The organism is Leptospira saintgironsiae (assembly GCF_002811765.1).
Lineage (GTDB): Bacteria > Spirochaetota > Leptospiria > Leptospirales > Leptospiraceae > Leptospira_B > Leptospira_B saintgironsiae.
Genome location: NZ_NPDR01000007.1, coordinates 1 through 19,774, shown reverse-complemented (window position 1 = coordinate 19,774; position 19,774 = coordinate 1). Strand labels below are relative to the sequence as shown.

15 protein-coding genes are annotated in these 19,774 nt (G+C 39.4%); 2 read left to right on the top strand and 13 right to left on the bottom strand.

Annotation, left to right across the window (positions count from 1 at the left end):
- Nucleotides 1-75: 75 nt before the first annotated feature.
- The 9 genes from CH362_RS15070 to CH362_RS15030 form a co-directional block, all read right to left on the bottom strand.
- A complete protein-coding gene (locus CH362_RS15070; protein ID WP_086447132.1) occupies nucleotides 76-921 on the bottom strand; it encodes a hypothetical protein in 846 nt (281 codons plus the stop codon).
- Between the two features lie 4 nt (nucleotides 922-925).
- A complete protein-coding gene (gene purD, locus CH362_RS15065) occupies nucleotides 926-2,197 on the bottom strand; it encodes a phosphoribosylamine--glycine ligase (RefSeq protein ID WP_100711161.1) in 1,272 nt (423 codons plus the stop codon).
- Nucleotides 2,198-2,226: 29 nt separating this feature from the next.
- Nucleotides 2,227-4,875, bottom strand: coding sequence for a valine--tRNA ligase (locus tag CH362_RS15060; RefSeq protein WP_100711160.1), 2,649 nt, complete (start codon nucleotides 4,873-4,875; stop codon nucleotides 2,227-2,229).
- 161 nt (nucleotides 4,876-5,036) lie between these two features.
- A complete protein-coding gene (locus tag CH362_RS15055; protein WP_100711159.1) occupies nucleotides 5,037-5,417 on the bottom strand; it encodes an iron chaperone in 381 nt (126 codons plus the stop codon).
- A 32-nt stretch (nucleotides 5,418-5,449) separates the two neighbouring features.
- A complete protein-coding gene (locus CH362_RS15050; RefSeq protein WP_100711158.1) occupies nucleotides 5,450-6,187 on the bottom strand; it encodes a TetR/AcrR family transcriptional regulator in 738 nt (245 codons plus the stop codon).
- A 259-nt stretch (nucleotides 6,188-6,446) separates the two neighbouring features.
- Entirely contained in the window at nucleotides 6,447-8,024 is a 1,578-nt protein-coding gene (locus CH362_RS15045) for a cytidylyltransferase domain-containing protein (protein WP_100711157.1), read from the bottom strand.
- Complete coding sequence (locus tag CH362_RS15040; protein WP_100711156.1) at nucleotides 7,999-9,558, bottom strand: spiro-SPASM protein; 1,560 nt, start codon at nucleotides 9,556-9,558, stop codon at nucleotides 7,999-8,001. The genes CH362_RS15045 and CH362_RS15040 overlap by 26 nt, the downstream gene beginning before the upstream one ends.
- A 37-nt stretch (nucleotides 9,559-9,595) precedes the next feature.
- Complete coding sequence (locus CH362_RS15035; protein ID WP_425269071.1) at nucleotides 9,596-10,642, bottom strand: putative peptidyl-prolyl cis-trans isomerase; 1,047 nt, start codon at nucleotides 10,640-10,642, stop codon at nucleotides 9,596-9,598.
- Between the two features lie 39 nt (nucleotides 10,643-10,681).
- A complete protein-coding gene (locus tag CH362_RS15030) occupies nucleotides 10,682-11,905 on the bottom strand; it encodes an aspartate kinase (protein ID WP_100711154.1) in 1,224 nt (407 codons plus the stop codon).
- A gap of 139 nt (nucleotides 11,906-12,044) precedes the next feature.
- Between CH362_RS15030 and CH362_RS15025 the strand changes: the two genes are divergently transcribed.
- Entirely contained in the window at nucleotides 12,045-13,865 is a 1,821-nt protein-coding gene (locus CH362_RS15025) for a sodium:solute symporter family protein (RefSeq protein ID WP_208859598.1), read from the top strand.
- On the opposite strand, the gene CH362_RS15020 is transcribed toward CH362_RS15025, so the two are convergent.
- Nucleotides 13,822-14,355 (bottom strand): PaaI family thioesterase, encoded by a 534-nt coding sequence (locus tag CH362_RS15020; protein WP_100711152.1) that lies wholly within the window; start codon nucleotides 14,353-14,355, stop codon nucleotides 13,822-13,824. The genes CH362_RS15025 and CH362_RS15020 overlap by 44 nt on opposite strands.
- Nucleotides 14,356-14,649: 294 nt before the next feature.
- Here CH362_RS15020 and CH362_RS15015 point away from each other — a divergent pair, with 294 nt between their 5' ends.
- Nucleotides 14,650-15,531, top strand: a complete 882-nt coding sequence (locus CH362_RS15015; RefSeq protein ID WP_100711151.1) for a bile acid:sodium symporter family protein — start codon at nucleotides 14,650-14,652, stop codon at nucleotides 15,529-15,531.
- A 52-nt stretch (nucleotides 15,532-15,583) separates the two neighbouring features.
- Here CH362_RS15015 and CH362_RS15010 read toward each other — a convergent pair whose 3' ends face one another.
- The 3 genes from CH362_RS15010 to CH362_RS15000 are packed head-to-tail and all read right to left on the bottom strand — an operon-like array spanning nucleotide 15,584 to nucleotide 19,152.
- Nucleotides 15,584-16,993 carry a pectin acetylesterase-family hydrolase gene (locus tag CH362_RS15010; protein WP_100711150.1) on the bottom strand — a complete coding sequence of 470 codons (1,410 nt, stop codon included), beginning with the start codon at nucleotides 16,991-16,993 and terminating at the stop codon, nucleotides 15,584-15,586.
- A gap of 27 nt (nucleotides 16,994-17,020) precedes the next feature.
- Entirely contained in the window at nucleotides 17,021-18,427 is a 1,407-nt protein-coding gene (locus CH362_RS15005) for a sensor histidine kinase (RefSeq protein ID WP_100711149.1), read from the bottom strand.
- On the bottom strand, nucleotides 18,424-19,152 hold the full coding sequence (locus CH362_RS15000) for a LytR/AlgR family response regulator transcription factor (RefSeq protein WP_100711148.1): 729 nt from the start codon (nucleotides 19,150-19,152) through the stop codon (nucleotides 18,424-18,426). The genes CH362_RS15005 and CH362_RS15000 overlap by 4 nt, the downstream gene beginning before the upstream one ends.
- Nucleotides 19,153-19,774 lie beyond the last annotated feature (622 nt).

The window sequence follows — 19,774 nt, the reverse complement described above, 5'->3', positions numbered from 1 at the left end:
ATAAAATATATAATATTAATCTAATTTGCAAATTTACGGACGTATAGTCCGAGCTCGTCCTGTGAGGAAGAGTATTTATCGAAAGAGGAAATCTTCGCTTTCTTCTCTGGCTTCTTCCCAGCTAAATACTGTATCTCTGAGTTGAGGAGTGTTTCCTTCTACTGTGGAGACGAGCTGGTATTCTTCCTTTCTGCCAAATTCTTCCGGTAGTCGTTTTAGGACAAGTTTTCCGGAGCGGATCAGATCCAAAACATGCAGTAAGAATGGGTCTCTTTCGGAACGTTGTAGTTCCTTCATGGAAGAATAAAAAGGCATAATCCCTTTATAAAACCAATCCACAGTCTCGTTTTTGCCTGGGGCCCAGAGTTGATCCAATCGGATGGACTCCTCTTGGACTAAACTTTTACCTTGGAAGGGTTTTTGCAGATGCCTGCATTGGAAATATAGTTCGTGATTGATCTCGCGAGGAAAAGTCCTGCCATAACCTGCGCCGATCCACTCTAACCATGCCTTCTTTTCTTTACTAGGAAGTGCAGGAATCAATGCGAATAGATAGTTTTGGTTCCGGAACACTCTTGATTGTGCCAGAAAATCTAAAACTTCGTATGGAATCATATAATGACCGGCCTGCCATTCGATTACGACCGGAACATTCTCCACATCTAGATATTCGTCAGGAGTTTCTTTTTGGACTACATCACCGAATTGAGTGAGTATATAAATAAAAGATAATAGTTCTCTTCGAGTCATGGAACGGATTAAAGTATCCGAATCCAGTTTTTGTTTTAAGGAAGCGCGAATTAAATTATATTGCTCTAAAGGATATTGATGCGGGGATAGAATGATCCCTAAATGTTTTTCTAATTTGCGAAGGTTGGTCCTTTCGACTAAATCGATATTTCCAGAAACTAGAAAAGGCATAAAATTAAAGAGCTTTACTCGCGATATCTTTACGGAAGAAGGTTTTGGAAATTTTGAAACCGCTTAGATAAGAATAAACCTTATCCACAGATTCTTTTAAGTCCTTACCGTATGAAGAGATTCCTAGAATTCTTCCACCTGTCGATATTAAGTTTCCATCCTTTTTTGAAGTGCCAGCATGAAAAACTACTAGATCTTTACTACTTGTTTCAGGTAAATTTAAAGGAATATTCTTTTCATAAGAATCGGGGTAACCCTCCGCGGCCAAAACGACTACGGTAGATGCTCCGGGTTTCAAACCTATTTTTACATCACTGAGTGCCCCTTTGGCAGATGCTTGGAAAATTTCCAACAAGTCACCCTCTAACATAGGTAACACACATTGTGTCTCTGGGTCACCAAATCTACAATTGAACTCTACAACTCTAGGATTTCCCTTTGTATCTATCATTAATCCAGCATATAGAAGGCCTTTATAAGGGTTTCCTTTCTTGCGGAAGATCTCAAATACAGGTTGAAAAACGAGCGTATTCACTTTTTCTAATGTTTCTTTAGTAACGATTGGAGCAGGGCAGTATGCGCCCATTCCGCCTGTGTTGGGACCTTGGTCCCCGTCATACGCTCTTTTATGATCCTGAGCAGCAGGAAGTGTGAAATAAGTATTTCCATCGCTGATCGCAAAGATAGAAGCTTCTTGTCCTTCCATGAACTCTTCTATAACAACTTTGGATCCACTTTTTCCGAATTTATTATCTAAAAAGATCTCTTTTAATGCATGTGTTGCTTGAGAAAGTTCTGTACAAACTGTTACGCCCTTACCTGCGGCAAGGCCATCAGCCTTGATTACGATAGGTGCTCCTTCTTTTTGAACATAAGCAAATGCAGATTCATAATCTTCAAAAGAAGCATATTTCGCAGTAGGCACACCAGCTTCTATCATTAACGCTTTTGCAAATTCTTTAGAGCCTTCAATTTGAGCACAATATGCAGAAGGTCCGAAAACTGGGACTCCTATCTCTGACAGCCAATCTCCGATCCCGTCTACTAGAGGATCTTCTGGACCAACTACTACCAAATCATATTCATTTTTTTGAATAAAGCTCTGAACGGATGATTTACTCTTTAGATCGAAGGAATTCGGAGCCAAAATCTCAGAATCTGGAAATCCGCCATTACCTGGAAAAACATGCAATTGGCTTAGTTTAGGGGACTGGCGAAGTTTATAAGCAATAGCGCTCTCACGACCACCGGAGCCGATTAAAAGGATCTTAGACATAATATTTCACCGCGGTTTAGTCCGAAAAATTAACCTAGTTTTTCCAAACCTTTTTGTAGAACTTCTTTTTTATCACGGACGTTTTTCAGTTTTTCTTTTTCTTTTTCGATCACGTCCGGATTCGCTTTCGCGATGAAGTTCTCGTTTCCTAATTTGGAAGCGAGTTTCTCTTCTTCTTGGATTAATTTCTGTAATTCTTTGTCTATACGTGCTCTTTCTTTTTCGAAGTCTATCATTCCCGCTAAAGGAAGGATTACTTCTCCGAATCGGAATGCGCCAACTGAGTCTGTTTTTTCTCCAGTATAGTTTGTATTCACTTCTATACTTTCTAGACGAGCTAACTGTAAGATAGAGAACTCAAAGTCTTTTACTGCGGAAGCAACTAAAGACTCTGAAGATTTCAAGATCACTTTACATTTTTTATCTAATGGAACACCATTCTCCGCTCTTTGAACGCGAATTTGGGTTACTACATCTTGCAGAATAATAGTTTTTTGAACGCCTTCATCGCCGGCGGAAACATTATAAGAAGTCGGAAAAGGAGTTTGGATCAAAAAATCCCCTTCGCTGAATACTTCGTAAATTTCCTCAGTTAAGAAAGGCATAAAAGGATGAAGAAGTCCTAATGCTTTAATTAAGATACTTGCTAGTACTTGTTTTGCGATTTCTTGAGATTCTTCGCCGAGTTTGCCGTAAATTCGCGGTTTAACTAACTCGATATACCAATCGCAAAAATCTCCCCAAACAAAATCATAAATTTGAGAAGCCATTTCAAAAAACAGAAATTTGGAATATGCTTTTTCGTAATTGGCAAGAGTTTCATTGAACCTATGAAGGATCCACTTGTCCATCGGTTCTAATTTAGAACCATACTTAGATTCCAGATCTTCTAGTTTCCAATCTGCATCCATATTCATCAGGATGAAACGACTTGAGTTCCAGATCTTATTACAGAAAGAACGATAGCCATCTAATCTGCTTTCATCAAAAAGAACGTCTTTTGCTTCAGGTAAAGTAGCAGCTAAGAAGAAGCGGAAAGAATCAGTTCCGTACTTGTTCATCATGTCCAAAGGATCGATAACGTTTCCTATTGACTTGGAAAACTTCTTACCTTCTTTATCTCTTACTAATCCGTGAATGATAACTTTTTGGAAAGGAGCCTTACCTAAAAATTTCTTTCCCATCATGATCATTCTAGCAACCCAGAAGAATATGATATCGAATCCGGTAACGAGTACGGAAGTAGGGTAGAATTTTTTTAGGTCTTCAGTATTTTCGGGCCAACCTAAGGTAGAGAAAGGCCAAAGTTGAGAAGAGAACCAAGTATCTAAAACATCAGTGTCTTGTTCTACTTCCGTAGAGTTACATTTAGGACAGTTGTGAATATTAGTTTCGGAAACTTCTATATGTTTACAATTTTTGCAATGATATGCGGGGATACGATGTCCCCACCATAACTGGCGGGAGATACACCAATCTCTAATATTGTTCATCCACTCGTAGAAAGTTTTTTCCCAAAGTTTAGGAACAAATTCAGTTTCTCCGGATTGAACTGCTTGGATCGCAAGTTCAGCTAAAGGTTTCATTTTACAGAACCATTGAGTAGATAAGTAAGGTTCTATAATTTCTCCACCTCTGGAATTATGACCGATCGAATGAGTATGCTCTTCTATCTTTTCTACTAGACCGAGAGCTTGTAGATCATCGATTACTTTTTTACGAGCTACGAATCTTTCTAATCCTGCATATTTTCCTGCATTCTCATTCAGAGTTGCATTCGGATTCATTACTAGTAATGGTTTAAGACCTAATCTTTGTCCTGCTTCGAAGTCATTTGGATCATGAGCAGGAGTGATCTTAACTAGACCGGATCCGAATTCTTTATCTACAAAAGAATCGAATAGAAGTGGGATCTTTCTATCGGTTAGTGGGAGTTCCAACTCCGCACCTTTTAAAGATTTATATCTTTCGTCATCAGGATGAGCTGCAACTGCAACGTCCCCAAACATAGTTTCAGGTCTTGTAGTAGCAACGATCAGATATTTGCCTGGTTGACCAACAATAGGATAGCGAAGATGATAAAGTTTACCTTTTACTTCCCTATGCTCAACTTCTAGATCCGAAATAGCAGTAAGAGTTTTAGGACACCAGTTGATGATCCTTTCTCCTCTATATATTAAACCTTCATCATATAATGTCTTGAAAACTTTGAATACAGCTTTGGACAATCCTTCGTCCATAGTAAATCTGGAACGAGACCAATCTACTGATTCTCCTAAAAGTTTTTGTTGGTTTTGGATCATTCCACCTGAGTGTTCTTTCCATTCCCAAACTTTCTTTTCGAATTCCTCTCTAGTGAAGTCGGTTCTCTTTTTGCCTTCTTTGGCGAGTTCTCTTTCTACAACTACTTGAGTTGCAATTCCCGCATGGTCCGTTCCCGGAACCCAAAGAGCAGATTTACCTTTTTTACGTTCAATACGAGTTAGAATATCTTGGATTGTATGATTGAGTGCGTGACCAATATGAAGGCTTCCGGTCACGTTTGGAGGAGGAAGAACGATGGTAAAAGATTCCCCTGCCTTGAGGTTGGGCTCAAAACTTTTTTCTTTCTCCCAGAGAGAGATCCATTTCGGTTCTACGCTGGTAGGTTCGTAGCGATCGCTGATTTGTTTCTTCATAGCCTTCGTTCGGATAGAATTTTCTGTCGGAGGGTGAGGTCAAGTCGTACTGATCTCGTAATTAAAAGAGAATACCGATAAAAAAGGCCCTAGAGTGATTCCAGGGCCTTAAAACCTAAAGATCTGTTTTTATAACGAGATAGTTAGAGAGATATCCTTCCTTATTGTAAGGTCTTTTTGAGCAATGTTTTCAAATAAGAAGAAGGGAACTTCTCCTTATCTTTGATCAACACACAGTTCTTGCCGTTTTCCGATTTCGGAAACTTAGCACGAAATGCTCTTACAAAAGACTCTTCGCAGAAATAGACTGAAAGATGGTTTTTATGGTTCGAGAATGCGACCCATCGCCCATTTCTTTCGAAAGTAGGCATACCATATTTCAGACTTTCTCTCAGATCCGAAAATTCTTCTCGGATTGAATCCACCAAATCCTGTAGTTTTTCACTCCTTACGGAAGGAGTTCTTTCTAAATAGTCCTCCACATCTGGATTTGAATTTGAATCCAATCTAGGGAGTGTGGGAACTAATGCATAAAGTAGCATATATTTGTCCTAGGGGCAGGACCCTATTTCACTTAACCTGCGTTCGCAACCAATGGTAGAGGTTCCAAGCTTGCAGCAGAAACCGCACCACCTTTGAAAAGTTGAGCAAGCTCGCTCCAATCTTCTCTGCTAAAATAATCTAATCCGCCATCAGGGCAACCGAGTAGATCTTCTATCGTTTTGTGATAAGAAAGCATCAGATCGTATAGATCGGCCTCGGATTCTTTACTTCTTCCTAAAAGATAGAAAGCAACTTTTTCACCTAAAGCATCGCTTAGGTCAAAAATGATGGAAGTCATGTGATCTGCTCTCAGTTCACTTCTGAGTGATCCGTCCTGTTGGCCTTCTACTATCAAAGAAGCAAATAATGGAAAACTTAAATCCACGGATTTGCGTCGTATCTTATCTCTCAATTGAAGATTGCTGGTGGAGAAAAGGGATTCCAGAAGGAAGCGGACTTCTTCCGATTTGCCTTTTTTCCAGTTTCTCGCAACAATGAGTGCTCTGCGGAGTTTATCCAGGCCGGTGCCTTCTGTTCCCAAATCTCCAATCTCTGCTTGCATAGCCGCATGTGCTTCTTTTGCGAATTGCACTGCGATCTCTTCCAGAAGTTCTTCTTTGGATTGAAAATGGTGGTAAAAGGTGCCTTTAGCTATATCTAAAGCGGATAGAATATCCTGAATGGATGTGGTTTCGTACCCTTTTTCGAAGAATAGCCTTCTGGATTCGTTTAGAATTCTTTCTTTTGTGGAGATTTTCGCTGGGATCATTGGGGTTCCTCCTGCTAAACCGACGGTCGGTATAGACCGTTAGTCGGTTTTGACAATACATCCGACTATGCGTCGGTCAAACATATTTCAAAACAACGGTCAAAAAAATCAACAAAGGAAACAAATAAAATGAAAAATGTTTCCTGACTTTCTGGCGGAAAAACCGACAGTCGGTCGAGTGGCGCGCGGGTGCGGGATCTGCGCCGGAATCTAAATTCCGCGGATTGCCACCGCCGGCGGGCAGGCACGTTAGTTACTCTTAAAGAGAATCTATCTTATCCAACAGAAGTCCATATCCATTCTCCTCGACAGTTTTTGTTCCTAAAGAAAACTCTGTCTTCTGAATCAAGTCTGTGAATGGAATTTTATATTTTTCTAAAATAGAAGAAAGCTCCCTATGAATAGGTGAAATGGAGAATGTTGCACACGGTATTCTTAAATAAAGAGCTTCGAATACGCTTTGCCCGAAATATCCTAAAAACTTTTCAGAAGATCTTAATGTTTGGAGATATTGGACTCTTGAAAGTCTTGGAAAATATTCTATTTCGTTCGTCCTCGGAGGAGTTCCTCCGATCCTGATTCTATTTTTGGAAGAATTGTGGATTAAGAATTTATCTAGATTTTCGGATTCTTCTTTTCCTAAGTTTCCAGCGTAACAAAAAATCCCATATTCTTTAGCAGGATTTTTTTCTTCGTTCGTTGCAGAAGAAATTAAATTTGGAGGAATTAAGATTTGTTCCCAATTGAATATAGGATCGTTCCCCGGATGAGGAAGAAGGTCCCAAAAATCATATTTACTTTTATCTTTTCCGAAATGATCTAAGAGTAGGACTTTCGTTTTTTGATAAGAGATCGGAATCTCTATATCTCTATAATCTATTAGAAGAATATCATATTCTCCGTCTTTCGGAAATTCTGATAACCATTCAGGTTCCCAATTTCTGTACGGCAGAAAAGAATATAAAAGGGAAGTCCTGGAAAAATGTCCAGAACCGAATTCTTTTGCAGGAGCGACTAGTACTCCGATTTTTCCTTTGTTCTTTTGGTTTGGAGAAGGAAGATTAAATTTTACCTGAGGAACATCCAAATTTTTTTGGAATAGAGAAGGTGATTCTTTCTCCCATTCTAAAAATTCCTTTGTATTAAAATTGCCAATCGTTTCGAAAGATTTCTGGGAAATTAGACCTGAGATCGTTTCAAAATCTTCAGGAGTGTCCACTGTGAGTCTGAAATTTGCTAATCTGGAACCTTCTTCTTTTGTTAATAAACTTAGAATTGCAGTGATCTTATATTGATTAGGATTTTCTTTTATATGAATGCTTACATGTTCTTTATGTCTTTCTTCTTGTTGCGAGTCCGAAAGATTTTGAAGTGCAGAAGTTCTGAAAACTTCTCCGCCTGTTCCAAGAGGTAATCCTTTAAAATAAGCAAGATCAGAATCGGATTCTATAAATGTTTGGAGGAGCAGATCCAAGTGAGTCGTATCATAAAACGGATTATCCCCGGTCAGTCTTAAGATGGCATCCGCCTTGAATTTTTCTGCAGCAAGGATATACCTTTGTCGAACATCTTCCAATGGCCCGGAGAAATGATTCATCCCTTTCTTCTCCAAAAAGGATTCGAGTTCTGAATCTCCTTCAGGGATCAGATACACAATTCTGGAATTTGGTAAAATTTTTAGAACTCTGGAATGGATATGATCTAAGATCGTTTTATCCGAATTTGACGGAATTGGACGGATTACTTTTTTAGGGAATCTTGTAGATCCGGTCCTCGCCTGTATAAAAGCGAATAAAGAACGGATCTTAGGTTTAGGCGTTAAATGTATACCACTCATCGCAGGAGAGGCAAGGGGCAGGAATAGAATCGTGTTCTCCTTTTGCAGAAGAAGTGAAGAATGGGTTTCCCTTTGCCCAAATTTGTTCCAAGGAATCCTTATTTAGATTTCCGATAGAATGTTTTTTAGAACCTGGAGTTTGTTTGCAGATAGAAACTTCTCCGTCTGCGTTCAAGTAAATGTCTCTGGAAATATGCCAACAGAAATCTCTTCCCAAAGGTGTCAGATCTGAAGCTCTGCGTTGAGGAAGAACATCTGAATAAGAATTATATTTTTGTAAAATGATTTCGTATCCTTCTTTTTGAGCCTGTTCATACCAAGAATCTAATTCTGCATCCACTTCTTGGATTTTCAGGAATTGAAGATGAATAGATGATTTAGGTAATACCTGAGAGATCACTGATAGGTTTTGTAAAACCTTGTCCAGGTTATCTTTCCCATAAAGTTTCGAATAAACCTTTTTATCTCTGGTAGTCAGGTTTACTATTAAGGTGATCTTCTTCTTATCTTCTTCTTTTAAAGAAGAAACTAATTTTATAAAACCGGAAAGATCGCCGTATAATGCGGATTCTATGAATAATTCCTTTAGATTGGAGGATGCCAAAGTTTTTTGGACAAGTTCTGGAAAATTCGGATGAAGACTAGGTTCTCCTAATCCACCAAAACTTACACTATAAGGAAGTCCTAAATTTTCTGCCTGAGATAAAAGTTTATCTAAAACCTGAGGATCTAAAACTAAATTATCTTGTTCAGGTTTTAGATTTTGTCTTGGGCAGAAATTGCATTCGTATTCACAACCTCTGTATAATTCTACTTCATAATAACTTGGAGCAGAACGGAATATTTCAGGACGTGAGACCAGGAAGGATTGGATCTCATCGTACTTCCAGTTTTCCTTCTCCTTTAAAAAAGAAGACAAAAGCCTGAACGATCTCGGATTGTTCGCAGAAAAATCCAATCTCCATTGTCTTAGATCAGGAGAAGTATAAAAAATTTCAGTATCGAATTGGTTTATATTTTTGGCTAAGAAGTCCTGGGTTGAACCAGAGTATTCCGTGGGTAAACTTCTTACAAATTCTCTGGAAAGTATTCTAGGCACAATGCCGGGAGGAAGATTTTCAGAATAAGAATATTGTGCCAGATACTTTTCATGACGAAGGATCAATTCTTGAGTAAGAGATGGATCCAGCAAAGGTGCAAATCCATCAAAAACTAGAAAACAGGTTTCGTCCCATTCTGGATCTCCCGTTCTGGAATCAGGAAGTGAATCACAGATCTTGGAGAAAAATTCAGCTTCTGATCTGGATTCTATTATTATAAAATCAGAATATCCTAATTGAGTGCTTATCTTTTTGGATTCATCTGGAGTTCCGAATTTCCCATTGGAATAAACGGGGATCCCTTTTAATACAGAAGATAATTTTTTAAGAGTGAGTCCTAAATAGTGAAGCTGATTCCCCTGATCTATATTCCCTTTTACAGAGATAAGATCTTCCTTTAGATAAAATACAATAGCTTGGGGAGGATATTTCATATTCTAAAAGGATCCGTTCCGTTTGGGATTTTTGGACTTAATCCAAGTTCAAGGTTTCATGTTGGTCCGGGATCTTGTTCTCTTTTTTATAAACTTCGTCGAAGATCTGTATCGGCACAGTGGACCTAGATTCTCTTACCCATTTTATAAAATTTTCGTCTTCTTTTTCACGGCCGAGAAGATTCGCGATACCTTGGCGAACGTTCTCTAAAGGAGTAGGTCTTTTACCTTCTACCTTAACGATACAATAACGTTTTCTTTCGTCTCTGAATACTTCTGAAACTGAACCAACAGGTACGGTGGATAGTGCAACAGCAACAGAACGATTCGTTTTATATAATTCGAAAGAAGAGACCCAATCCATAAGTCCTTTTCTGGCTCTTAAGTTTGCGTCTGTATTTCTAGGAGAACCTGCGATCAAACCAAAGGAAGCAGGATCAGATAAAACATTCTTTTTGATCTCGCTTGCTTCTTTGTGGATCCTGGATTCTTCCGTAATCGAATCATTAGCCGGAGCGATTGCGATCTGTCTGTATTGGACTTCGAATCCTACCTTCTCTCTATTTTGAGCATACCAAGCGCGGATATCTTTATCTGAAGGTGGATGGTTTGGCACCTTGTATTGCATTAGCTGAGTTTTTTTGAGTTGGTAAGGAAGTTCAGTATACCAAAGTTCGTAAGACATTCCGGAGCTGGACTCGACTGCTTTCTCGAATTGTTTACGAGAAGTGATTCCCATAAACTCCATTCTTTTTTCGATCTCACTCTCTAGTCTTTTTTCATTCACTTGGATGGATTCATCTTCAGCGATTGAATCCACAACAGCTCTATCTATTAAAAAGTCGATGATACGAGTGCGTAGAGATTTTCTCATGTCCTCGTTTTTAAGATACTTGGTTAACTTTTGGTATTTTTCCTGAGCATCGTCGAAATCTAAATCACTAATGGATTGGTTTCCAACAGTAGCGATAATCCTATCTAGGGATTCAGCAGGCCGGATTTCAGAAGTGAATACACTTAGAGAAACTATACCGGAGAATAAGGCAAGTTTACGCGAAAATGAAACTGAGGATTCGGGAAAAATTCCTAACACAGGGAAAGGATGTTCCCGATCCTCTCTTGTTCAACTGTTTTTCGAAAGCCCGAAGGTCTCGTGGATCTTGTTTACAGCAGTTTCTGCATGAATTCTTGGAATTACGCAGGATATTTTGATCTCTGAAGTGGAGATCATTTCAATATTGATCTCTTTTTCTGCCAAAGCTTTGAACATTTGAGCAGCCACTCCTACATGGGATTTCATTCCGATCCCTACTGCAGAAACGATAGAAATCTCTTCATTGATCTCTGGCTTTTTAGCTCCCTGAGAATTACAGAAGGATTCCAAAATAGGAAGAGCCTGAACCAGGTCTTTTTTAGGAACAGTGAAAGATATAGTGTTTCTTCCATTATAAGGAGAAGATTGAACGATCACATCTACAAGAATATCTTTGGAGCTTAAGTCTCCGAATAGAACTGCAGCAAGTCCTGGTTTGTCAGGAACATCCGCGATTGTAATTCTGGCTTGGTCGTTCTTTGCGGTAACTCCGCTTACTTTCAATTTTTCCATAATTTTGTCCTCGTTTACAACCAAAGTCCCCGGATTATTATTAAAGCTGGAACGTACATGAATGACCACATCATAGTTCATTCCCAATTCCACACTTCTGGAATGAAGAACCCCAGCGCCAAGGCTTGCTAGTTCCAACATTTCCTCATAAGTGATTTGAGAATGTTTAGTGGCTTGGGGAACCACTCTTGGGTCCGCAGTATAAACTCCGTCCACATCAGTATAAATTTCACATTCTTTTGCGCCAAGTACAGCAGCTAACGCTACCGCAGAAGTATCCGAACCACCTCTTCCCAAGGTAGTGATGTTTTCGTTCTGGTCTATCCCTTGGAAACCAGCAACGATCACAACGTTTCCTTCGTTTAACGCCGCATCAATTCTAGAACGATCCACTCCTTGGATCTTTGCATTGGAGAAGTTCCCGTCAGTGATCATTTTGATCTGAGAACCTGTGAATGATTTTGCAGGAACTCCTGCTTCCCAAAGAGCCATTGCAAGAAGAGCTATAGAAACCTGCTCTCCCGTGGACAATAACATGTCCATCTCTCTCTTAGGAGGATTTTTGGTGATCTTATCGGCCAGATCCACTAGTTCATCCGTCGTATGCCCCATTGCGGAAACGACTACGACAACATGGTTGCCTTCTTCATGATAACGTTTGATTCTTCCGGCTACGTTCCGGATGCGATCAGGAGATCCTACAGATGTTCCCCCGTACTTTTGGACGATTATGTTTGCCATCGCTGCCTACCATCTTTTTGGGCTCGGAGAGGGGATCAAGATAAATCAAATCTGGAAGGCGGGAAAGAATCCTTGTTTTCAAGGAAAGTCGGCCGATCTTTATGGAGAGTTCTCCCTTCTTTGGGAGAAGGGGGACCCCATTTTTTCTCCTATCGATTGGTATCTAATCTTAGCCTATATCATTTTCGCTTTTTCGGCTGGGCTTCTTCTTTCCTCTAAGGCCGGAGAAAGTTTGAGTTCCTACTTCGTCGCAGACAGAAAACTTCCTTGGTGGTGGCTCGGAACTTCAATGGTTGCTACTACATTTGCCGCCGACACTCCCTTGGTTATTACAGGAATGGTTGCCTTGGATGGGGTAGGTGGGAACTGGCTCTGGTGGAGTTGGGCGATTGGCTATTTGATCATTACAGTTTTCTTCGCAGCTTCTTGGAGAAAGGCAGAAGTTCTTACGGATGTTGAATTTGTAGAATTAAGATACTCAGGAATAGGTGCTGCGATCCTAAGAGCTTCCAAAGCATTCTTCTTAAGTATTCTATTTAATTCCATCATATTGGGCTGGGTTTTCAAGGCAATGTCCAAGATCACTGCTCCATTCTTAGATTGGAATGTATTACTCGGCGCAGAAGTTTTCGGGTCCATCTCAGCTGCCTGGCCTAACTTTTTAATATTAGGAGATTTGAATACAACTCTTACAGTTCTTATTCTTTTCTCAGTTGTAGTTTTTTATAGTAGTATGGGTGGGATCCAAGGGGTGATCCTGACTGACTTATTCCAATTCGCTTTGGGAATCGGTGGTGCAGTCGTATTTGCGATCTTCGCAGTCCAATATGTGGGTGGATTAGAAGGTCTATATTCTAAATTAGAAATATTATATCCAGGAAAATCAGAATCCATCATTTCTTTTTGGCCAAAGATCGGGGAAGAAGAGCATGGATTGCCTCTTCAGGTTTTTCTAATATTCATCGGTGTACAATGGTGGATCCAATATCATTCAGATGGATCAGGATACTTAGCTCAAAGATTACATACTGCAAAAACTCCTAAGGACGCGGAATTAGGCTCCCTTTGGTTTAATATCGCAAACTTTATTCTACGAACTTGGCCTTGGGTTCTAACAGGACTTGTATGTTTGGTTGTATTCCCGTTGCATGATGCGGACTTATTCCAAGTAGAAGGTGGAGTTGTTCAATCAGATAGAGAGATTGCATATCCAGTATTAATGAAGATTGTTCTGCCTGCTGGATGTTTGGGGTTGGTATTCGTAAGTTTGATGGCAGCATTCATGTCCACTGCGGATACTCATATCAATTGGGGGGCCAGTTATTTAGTAAACGATCTATACTTAAGATTTCTAAAACCGAATGCAGGAAACAAAGAAACAGTTATCGCAGGAAGGATTGCAGTGGTCTTGATGGCTGGAATTGCGATCTTGGTTGCGACTCAGATGAATTCAATTGCATCTGCTTGGAAATTTTTCTTAGCAATGGCTTCTGGTTTAGGTCTACCTCAGATTTTAAGATGGATTTGGTGGAGAGCAAATGCTTGGACAGAATTGTCAGGAATGGGAACTGCTCTCGTTCTTTCATTAATTTTATATAAAGTATATCCGGATGTAAACGCAGATTATCTTTTATTTTTTACTGCTTTTGGAAGTGTGATCGTTTCTATCTTAGTGACTTTTTTAACTGCTCCAGTTCCGGATCCAGTATTGGATGCATTTGTGGCCAAGTTACAACCTTTCGGTTTCTGGGGGAAATGGGGTGGAGTATCTGCTCGTAAAAAATTCTATTTCAGAATTCGGATTTGGTTATTGGCGATCTTCTCCCTATATGCTTGGCTTTTCGGAATAGGGTATATTCTACAATTGAAATATACATTAGGTGCAGTCTTCCTTGTGTTCGGAATAATTTCAGGAATTATAGTCTGGAAGTTATGGGAAAAGAAGGATTCAGTTTCCTAATATAAATTGTCTTTTTGACGATCGCAATTTTCTGCCCGCTCGGATCTAAAACTTCCAAAAAATAGATCCGGGTTGTTTTCTTTTTAGCACTACATTCTTCTTGGATAGATTTTATATCTTCAGAAGAAACTTCTGTTTTTATAATCAGGTCTTGGTTGCTTGCTTTTAGAAAATCAATCTCTGCTTTAGTATCCAAAACAAGATATTCGGGGCCTAAATTTTCAGAAATCGAATATACGTATAATGGATCTACGAATGCATAGATTGCTCCTCCGAAATGAAGTCCATTATAACCTTTGGTTTTATGATTAAACGGAAATCGGACCTTCAGTTTTAAAAGATCTTCGGATACAAATTCAAATCTGGGGCCGAGCCTATAATAAACTGGCCAATTTTTTCGGATCATTCTATTAAACCTAAATAGTTTCCATTTTTCTAATATTCTTTTAAAGACACCGACTTTAGAAGCCGCGAATGATAATAGAGACATTCTTTCCTCCAGTCTGAGAATAATTCCTTTTCAGGAAACATTTAGTTTTATGTCAAACTAAATGTTTCAGTTTGGATTCAGAACAGTTACTGGGCAAAAATTGTAGATTGGGTCCTTTTGACGATTTGATAAAAATCCTAGGGTTTTAGGGTTAGGAACCCGTTCAGATTGAAAAGAAAAAAAGCTTTTCACCTCAGGGCTTTCCGGTCAGTAAGATACGTTTCCGAAAAGAAAATCCGAGATTCTTCTCGGAGATAAAAATAATAAAACAGGTGTTATGTTAAGGAGAGAAACATGCAATTAGGTGCAGTCGAAAAGGGGCTACTTCCGGCTCTTTTGGCAATCGTAATGCTCGGAATGGGTTTCGGGCTAGCAATCGGAGACTTTAGACGTATTTTTACAACTCCTCTCCAAACTTTGGTCGGTACCTTGGGTCATTTTGTGATCATGCCTTTGGCTGCTTACGCAGTTGTATTGATCTTAGGTTTGGAATACGAACTCGCGTTAGGCGTCATTCTTGTCGGATCTAGTCCTAGCGGAACTACTTCCAATTTGGTTAATTATTTGGCAAAGGGAGATGTTGCTCTTGCAGTTGTGATCACTGCACTTTCTACACTTCTTTGTCCTTTGCTGACTCCTATCATAGTTACATTTTTCGGTTCCTTATTGGATCCAACCGGCGCAAGTGTAATGCAGATCTCTTTTGTGGAGATGCTCAAGACTGTTGTAGTGATTATAGTGCTTCCGATTTCCATAGGTATGGCAGTAAAACATAAGTTTCCTAATATTGCTCAGAAGATTGAAACTCCTTATAAAATTTTCTCGATTCTCTTCTTGGTTTTCGTAGTTGCTTTTGTAACTTATAAGAACAGGGAGAATTTTATAGAAATGGTTCTTTTAGTAGGACTTGCGGTCATTCTTCATAATACTTTTGGATTTATAGCAGGTTATCTTTTTCCAAAGGTACTTGGGATTGCGGAGAAGCAAGCGAGAACGATCTCTATCGAAGTTGCGATCCAGAATACCACTCTTGGTATGACTCTTGCGATCCAATTTTTTGGACCTAAGGTGGCGCTTCCTTCTGCGATATTCAGTATTTGGATGTACATTGCAGGAATTGCAATGGCTCTTTTCTGGGGTTATGTTGTTCCTTTGAAAGAGGAAAAGACAGCTTAATAATAGATTGAAAAAAGGAAGGCGGCAATATCACCGCCTTCTCCGAGAGAGATTATAGTAGAAGATTAACTAACGCGAACCAGAAATTCGTAACGTTTGCATCGTTCGGATTCACACTTTCGAAAAAACTTCTGAATGTAGAACTTCCAAGTAGATAATCATTGATGAAGGTCCCGAGTGTAATTCCGGTATTTTCTATCTCCGTTCCAGTAAATTCCACAATAGAAGTACAATGGCTTTCATTGATACTTCTATAATACGGTATGAAATATTCTAGATTCGGATATCTATCGTATTGAGCCTTTAAATTCTCGATATCCTGAGCCCAAAGAGTCCCGATGATGTATTCTTTATCCGCGGGATTGTTTTCATCCAATCCATAGAATCTTGCGTACGAATACATTGAATAATTGGCATCTCTTCTGAATAGAGTGATCGCCAATTTATCATTTGGGTATTTTTGAGCTAACGCTTCACTGATCTTTCCATAATCCGCGCGAATATCCACGGAAGGGAAATCAGGTTGAGCCTTGCTTATAAAATACTCTGTATTCCAAGCATCTTTGATCTTTTGTTGTAAAGGCCATTGGTTCCCAAATCCAGGAGCAGGGAAGATTGGGCCGGAATCATTCAATAGATAACTTTTAGAAGGGCTTAAAGCTTTTCTAATGAAGTGATAATTGATCATGGAGCCTGCTCCACCTGCGCTACATCCGGAAACAAACATCTCTTTTGGTTTATTAAAATTATTCTTCAACCAATTGATTACAAGCTCCATGTTTTTCGCACCTACGTGACGATAGGTGATTGGAGGATTTTGCCCGGTTGGATCCGAATAAGTTGCCACCTTATTGCCTGCATAGACATCTCCTGTGCAATAAGGAATGAAAACTTTGTTCCAATTAGAAGTTTTTACATTCTGTCCAGTAGGATGGTTCCTTAATATGATCGGAGAGATCACTGCGTTTGGACTTCCGCCAGGAACATTCGGATCTATAAATGCTCCAAAGTTCATATGGTTATCAGGAATACCGTTTGGATTCGCGGCCCCTCTGATACCTGTTTGCCCGGTGCAACTTTCGTAATCCCAACAAGCTCCTCCAGGCTCCATATACACTAGAAGTCTGCTTGAATATCCTAAGATCCAATCTAAGATCCCGTCTGCACGATCCACGAATATTTTGTAAGGGGTTCCGTTGCCGCAAACTGCGCCCGGAATATACACTACATCGTAAGATCCATAGACAACACTTGTTAAATCATCCAAAATATTTTGGGCTTTTGGATCCGCGTTGTCTAACCCTGCCAGATTACCTGCTCCTTTTTCAGGAGTTTCTAAAAGTCCCCCTAATAAAGCCAGGTCTTGTGTATTGTTCGTATTTTGGTCTGGGCTACAGTAGAATGACGTTACGGATAACGCTAGTACTATTCCTCCCAACCAAATTCTCTTCACATCTTTCATTTTGATTTGCCTCCAGTTCTTAACTCCCTATTTCGCTTTTGATTGCGGAAATTCTAATATTACCTGGGCTCCCCCGAGTCGTTCGGAGTTACCTAGGCGGATACGAATTCCCATTCTATCTAATAACTTTTTGGCCAGCGCGAGTCCGATCCCACTTGAGGATTCGGAGCCAGTAGGTTTTGCGGAAAGAATAGAAAATTCCCTAAACATATCTTTTTCGTCTTCGGGTTGGAATCCTGGTCCTGAATCTTCTATTTTGATAATTAGAATTTTCTCATACGTTTCTGTGATGAGTTCACTTTTGAGAGAAATTTCTGAATTTTCAGGAGAGAATTTGGCGGCGTTGCTTAGTAAATTGTCGAATACTCTATACAGTATCTGTGGATTTGCTTGGAAGTAGAAATTATACTCAGAAAGGTTATCTTCTACTCTTATATTCTTTGAGGTGAATAGAAAATTAAGATTGCAGGTTACTGATTTTAATAATAATTCAGGGTTTAATTTTTGGGTTTGGTTCTCAATCGTTTCCGCATCTCCTGAACTTGCCAGATATAGAACATCTTCGATCGATTCTAAAATTTTACGGGAAGTTCTGTCTATATGATCCAGAATTTCAGGAGGATCTGCATAAGAAGAAACAACCCGATTTGTAGGAATATGACTTGGTTCTCTTGTATAAAGCCCTACCAAACTCAAGATCCCGGTGACAGGACTTTTAAGATCATGGATCGCTATTCTTAAAATTTCAGATTTTTTAATAGATTCCATCACTAACTTACGATTCAGATCTCGGATAGATTGTTCTTTATGAAATGAATTCACTTTGGTGAGAAAGCTGATCAGATCTAATAGAATCGTCATAACCATTGTGAAGAAAAAATTTTGGATCAGGAATGATGAGTTCTTTTCCAACCAGAACATGGCTGCGAAGAATACTGCGTAATTTGTGAAGTAGATAACCTTCTTCGTTTTATCAGGATAACGAAGGAGTACTGCAATTCCTAGTTGGGTAAATGCAAATAGAGAAATATCTGTCCCAAACTGAAAGATGAGCAGGTTCATCGCTGTTCCTGCAGAAGTTAAGAATAAGGTTCCCGCTACTGTGAGCCATCTTCTGCCGTTTTCACTTTTGAGAATTGGAGAATTTAAAAGTGCAGTAAAAAGAAAACAGCCAGGAATAAAAACTGAGTTATAGATCAAGAGTGGAAAGTATCCAGAATTTTTTAGAAAATCTGCCCAATCTAAAACTGCAAAAGGAATATAAACTACGAATAGAAATGGGAAAAGATATCTGAGTATTAAATATACTTCGAAGTAAGCGGATCGGATGAATTCTTCGTTACTTCTAACTTCTCTTAAGATCTGAAAATGTTTCTTTATAAATAATATAAAGTTTTTGGTCCTAAATCGAATAGCTACGTAGAAATGTTTCACGGCAGACCTAAAACCTTATGATTCGAATTTTTGAATAATGAGAGAAGTTTACTTCCTTGAGATCGACTAACGGGGATACTATGATCGGTATGAAGTAGTAATCGATAGGTGGTAGGTGTTTTGAATAAGATTTTTTTGACTTCTTCTAATCGAACCAAATAACTTCTGTGTGCTCTGAAAAATCCATGGGCTTCCAGGTCTTTTTGGAGTTGGTCTAATGTCTTTCGGACCTTCTCCACGCCTCCGTCTTTGGTGAATAATCTGGCGTAATTTCTTTCTGATCTTGCGAATATAATATTTCCAGGTTCGATAAGATTGATCCCTTCTTCTTTTTTGAGAGGAATTCCTTTCGGAGAGAATATATTCGGATGAGAGGAAAGATATCTTTGGATAGAAATTCCGAATCTTTCTCTCGTGATCGGTTTTGGTAGGAAATCCAACACGGAAAATTCAAAAGCTTTTACTGCGTTATCTCTTTCAGAAGATACTATGATCGTTTGGAAAAAACTTCTGCTTTCGATTTCTAAAAGTTTAAAACCAGTTTTTCCTTGTAGATTTATATCCAGGAATAATAGATCTAAAGGATTTTTGCGTATAAATTCTGCGGCAGATTCCGGATCGGAAACTGTATGGATACTTTGTATCCTTTCATTCAGAAATTCTTTCGCTAAAATTTCCAAACAGCGAGAGGACAATATATCATCTTCTACGATTAGGATTCGCATACGCGGGAGTTTACTCCAGGTTTGAAAACTAGTCAATGTATTAGGGACAAAGAGATTGTATCGGGGGACGAATGGATCGTTTTATGTAAAACAATTGTTATTAATAACAGCTGAATTTTTTGTACGAATACGTGTGACAACCTGTTATACGTTATGCGAAACATGTGGTAGGTGGAGAAGATTAGGGATTTGTTTTGCAACTAAAATCCATGTTGGAATTCCAACATGGATCGGTAGGGGAAAATCGGTTGATTTTTGTTTGGGATTGTGATACGGGCGTTGGATGTGTGCGAGACTCTGGGTACCACCGGCCTGGCCCCCTTCGCAGCGACCCATAGGGAGCGAGAAGATGACCGTTTTCAACGAGTCGGTGGCAGAGAGAATCGATGCCAAACGAGTGCAGAGATTGAATCAGCACGAATCGTTTGATCGAAAATTTTGTGTGTACCACCGTACCGGCCCCCACCCAAAGAAGGGTGGGGATTGAAGTTTATGGTGCTGATTAAGAATTTGACTTCGCTGTGCTCAGTCACCCTTCGGGAATCTAGCTCCCTATGGGTCGCTACGATTGGGTGGGGAGATCTTTTTCAAAACAATAGCCCCCATACACAGTAGATCCTTC

What these genes read in the sequence shown, in the direction of transcription:
- CH362_RS15070 (WP_086447132.1), bottom strand. Translation starts at nt 921, where the DNA reads ATGCCTTTTCTAGTTTCTGGAAATATCGATTTAGTCGAAAGGACCAAC.
- purD (WP_100711161.1), bottom strand. Translation starts at nt 2,197, where the DNA reads ATGTCTAAGATCCTTTTAATCGGCTCCGGTGGTCGTGAGAGCGCTATT.
- CH362_RS15060 (WP_100711160.1), bottom strand. Translation starts at nt 4,875, where the DNA reads ATGAAGAAACAAATCAGCGATCGCTACGAACCTACCAGCGTAGAACCG.
- CH362_RS15055 (WP_100711159.1), bottom strand. Translation starts at nt 5,417, where the DNA reads ATGCTACTTTATGCATTAGTTCCCACACTCCCTAGATTGGATTCAAAT.
- CH362_RS15050 (WP_100711158.1), bottom strand. Translation starts at nt 6,187, where the DNA reads ATGATCCCAGCGAAAATCTCCACAAAAGAAAGAATTCTAAACGAATCC.
- CH362_RS15045 (WP_100711157.1), bottom strand. Translation starts at nt 8,024, where the DNA reads ATGAGTGGTATACATTTAACGCCTAAACCTAAGATCCGTTCTTTATTC.
- CH362_RS15040 (WP_100711156.1), bottom strand. Translation starts at nt 9,558, where the DNA reads ATGAAATATCCTCCCCAAGCTATTGTATTTTATCTAAAGGAAGATCTT.
- CH362_RS15030 (WP_100711154.1), bottom strand. Translation starts at nt 11,905, where the DNA reads ATGGCAAACATAATCGTCCAAAAGTACGGGGGAACATCTGTAGGATCT.
- CH362_RS15020 (WP_100711152.1), bottom strand. Translation starts at nt 14,355, where the DNA reads ATGTCTCTATTATCATTCGCGGCTTCTAAAGTCGGTGTCTTTAAAAGA.
- CH362_RS15015 (WP_100711151.1), top strand. Translation starts at nt 14,650, where the DNA reads ATGCAATTAGGTGCAGTCGAAAAGGGGCTACTTCCGGCTCTTTTGGCA.
- CH362_RS15010 (WP_100711150.1), bottom strand. Translation starts at nt 16,993, where the DNA reads ATGAAAGATGTGAAGAGAATTTGGTTGGGAGGAATAGTACTAGCGTTA.
- CH362_RS15000 (WP_100711148.1), bottom strand. Translation starts at nt 19,152, where the DNA reads ATGCGAATCCTAATCGTAGAAGATGATATATTGTCCTCTCGCTGTTTG.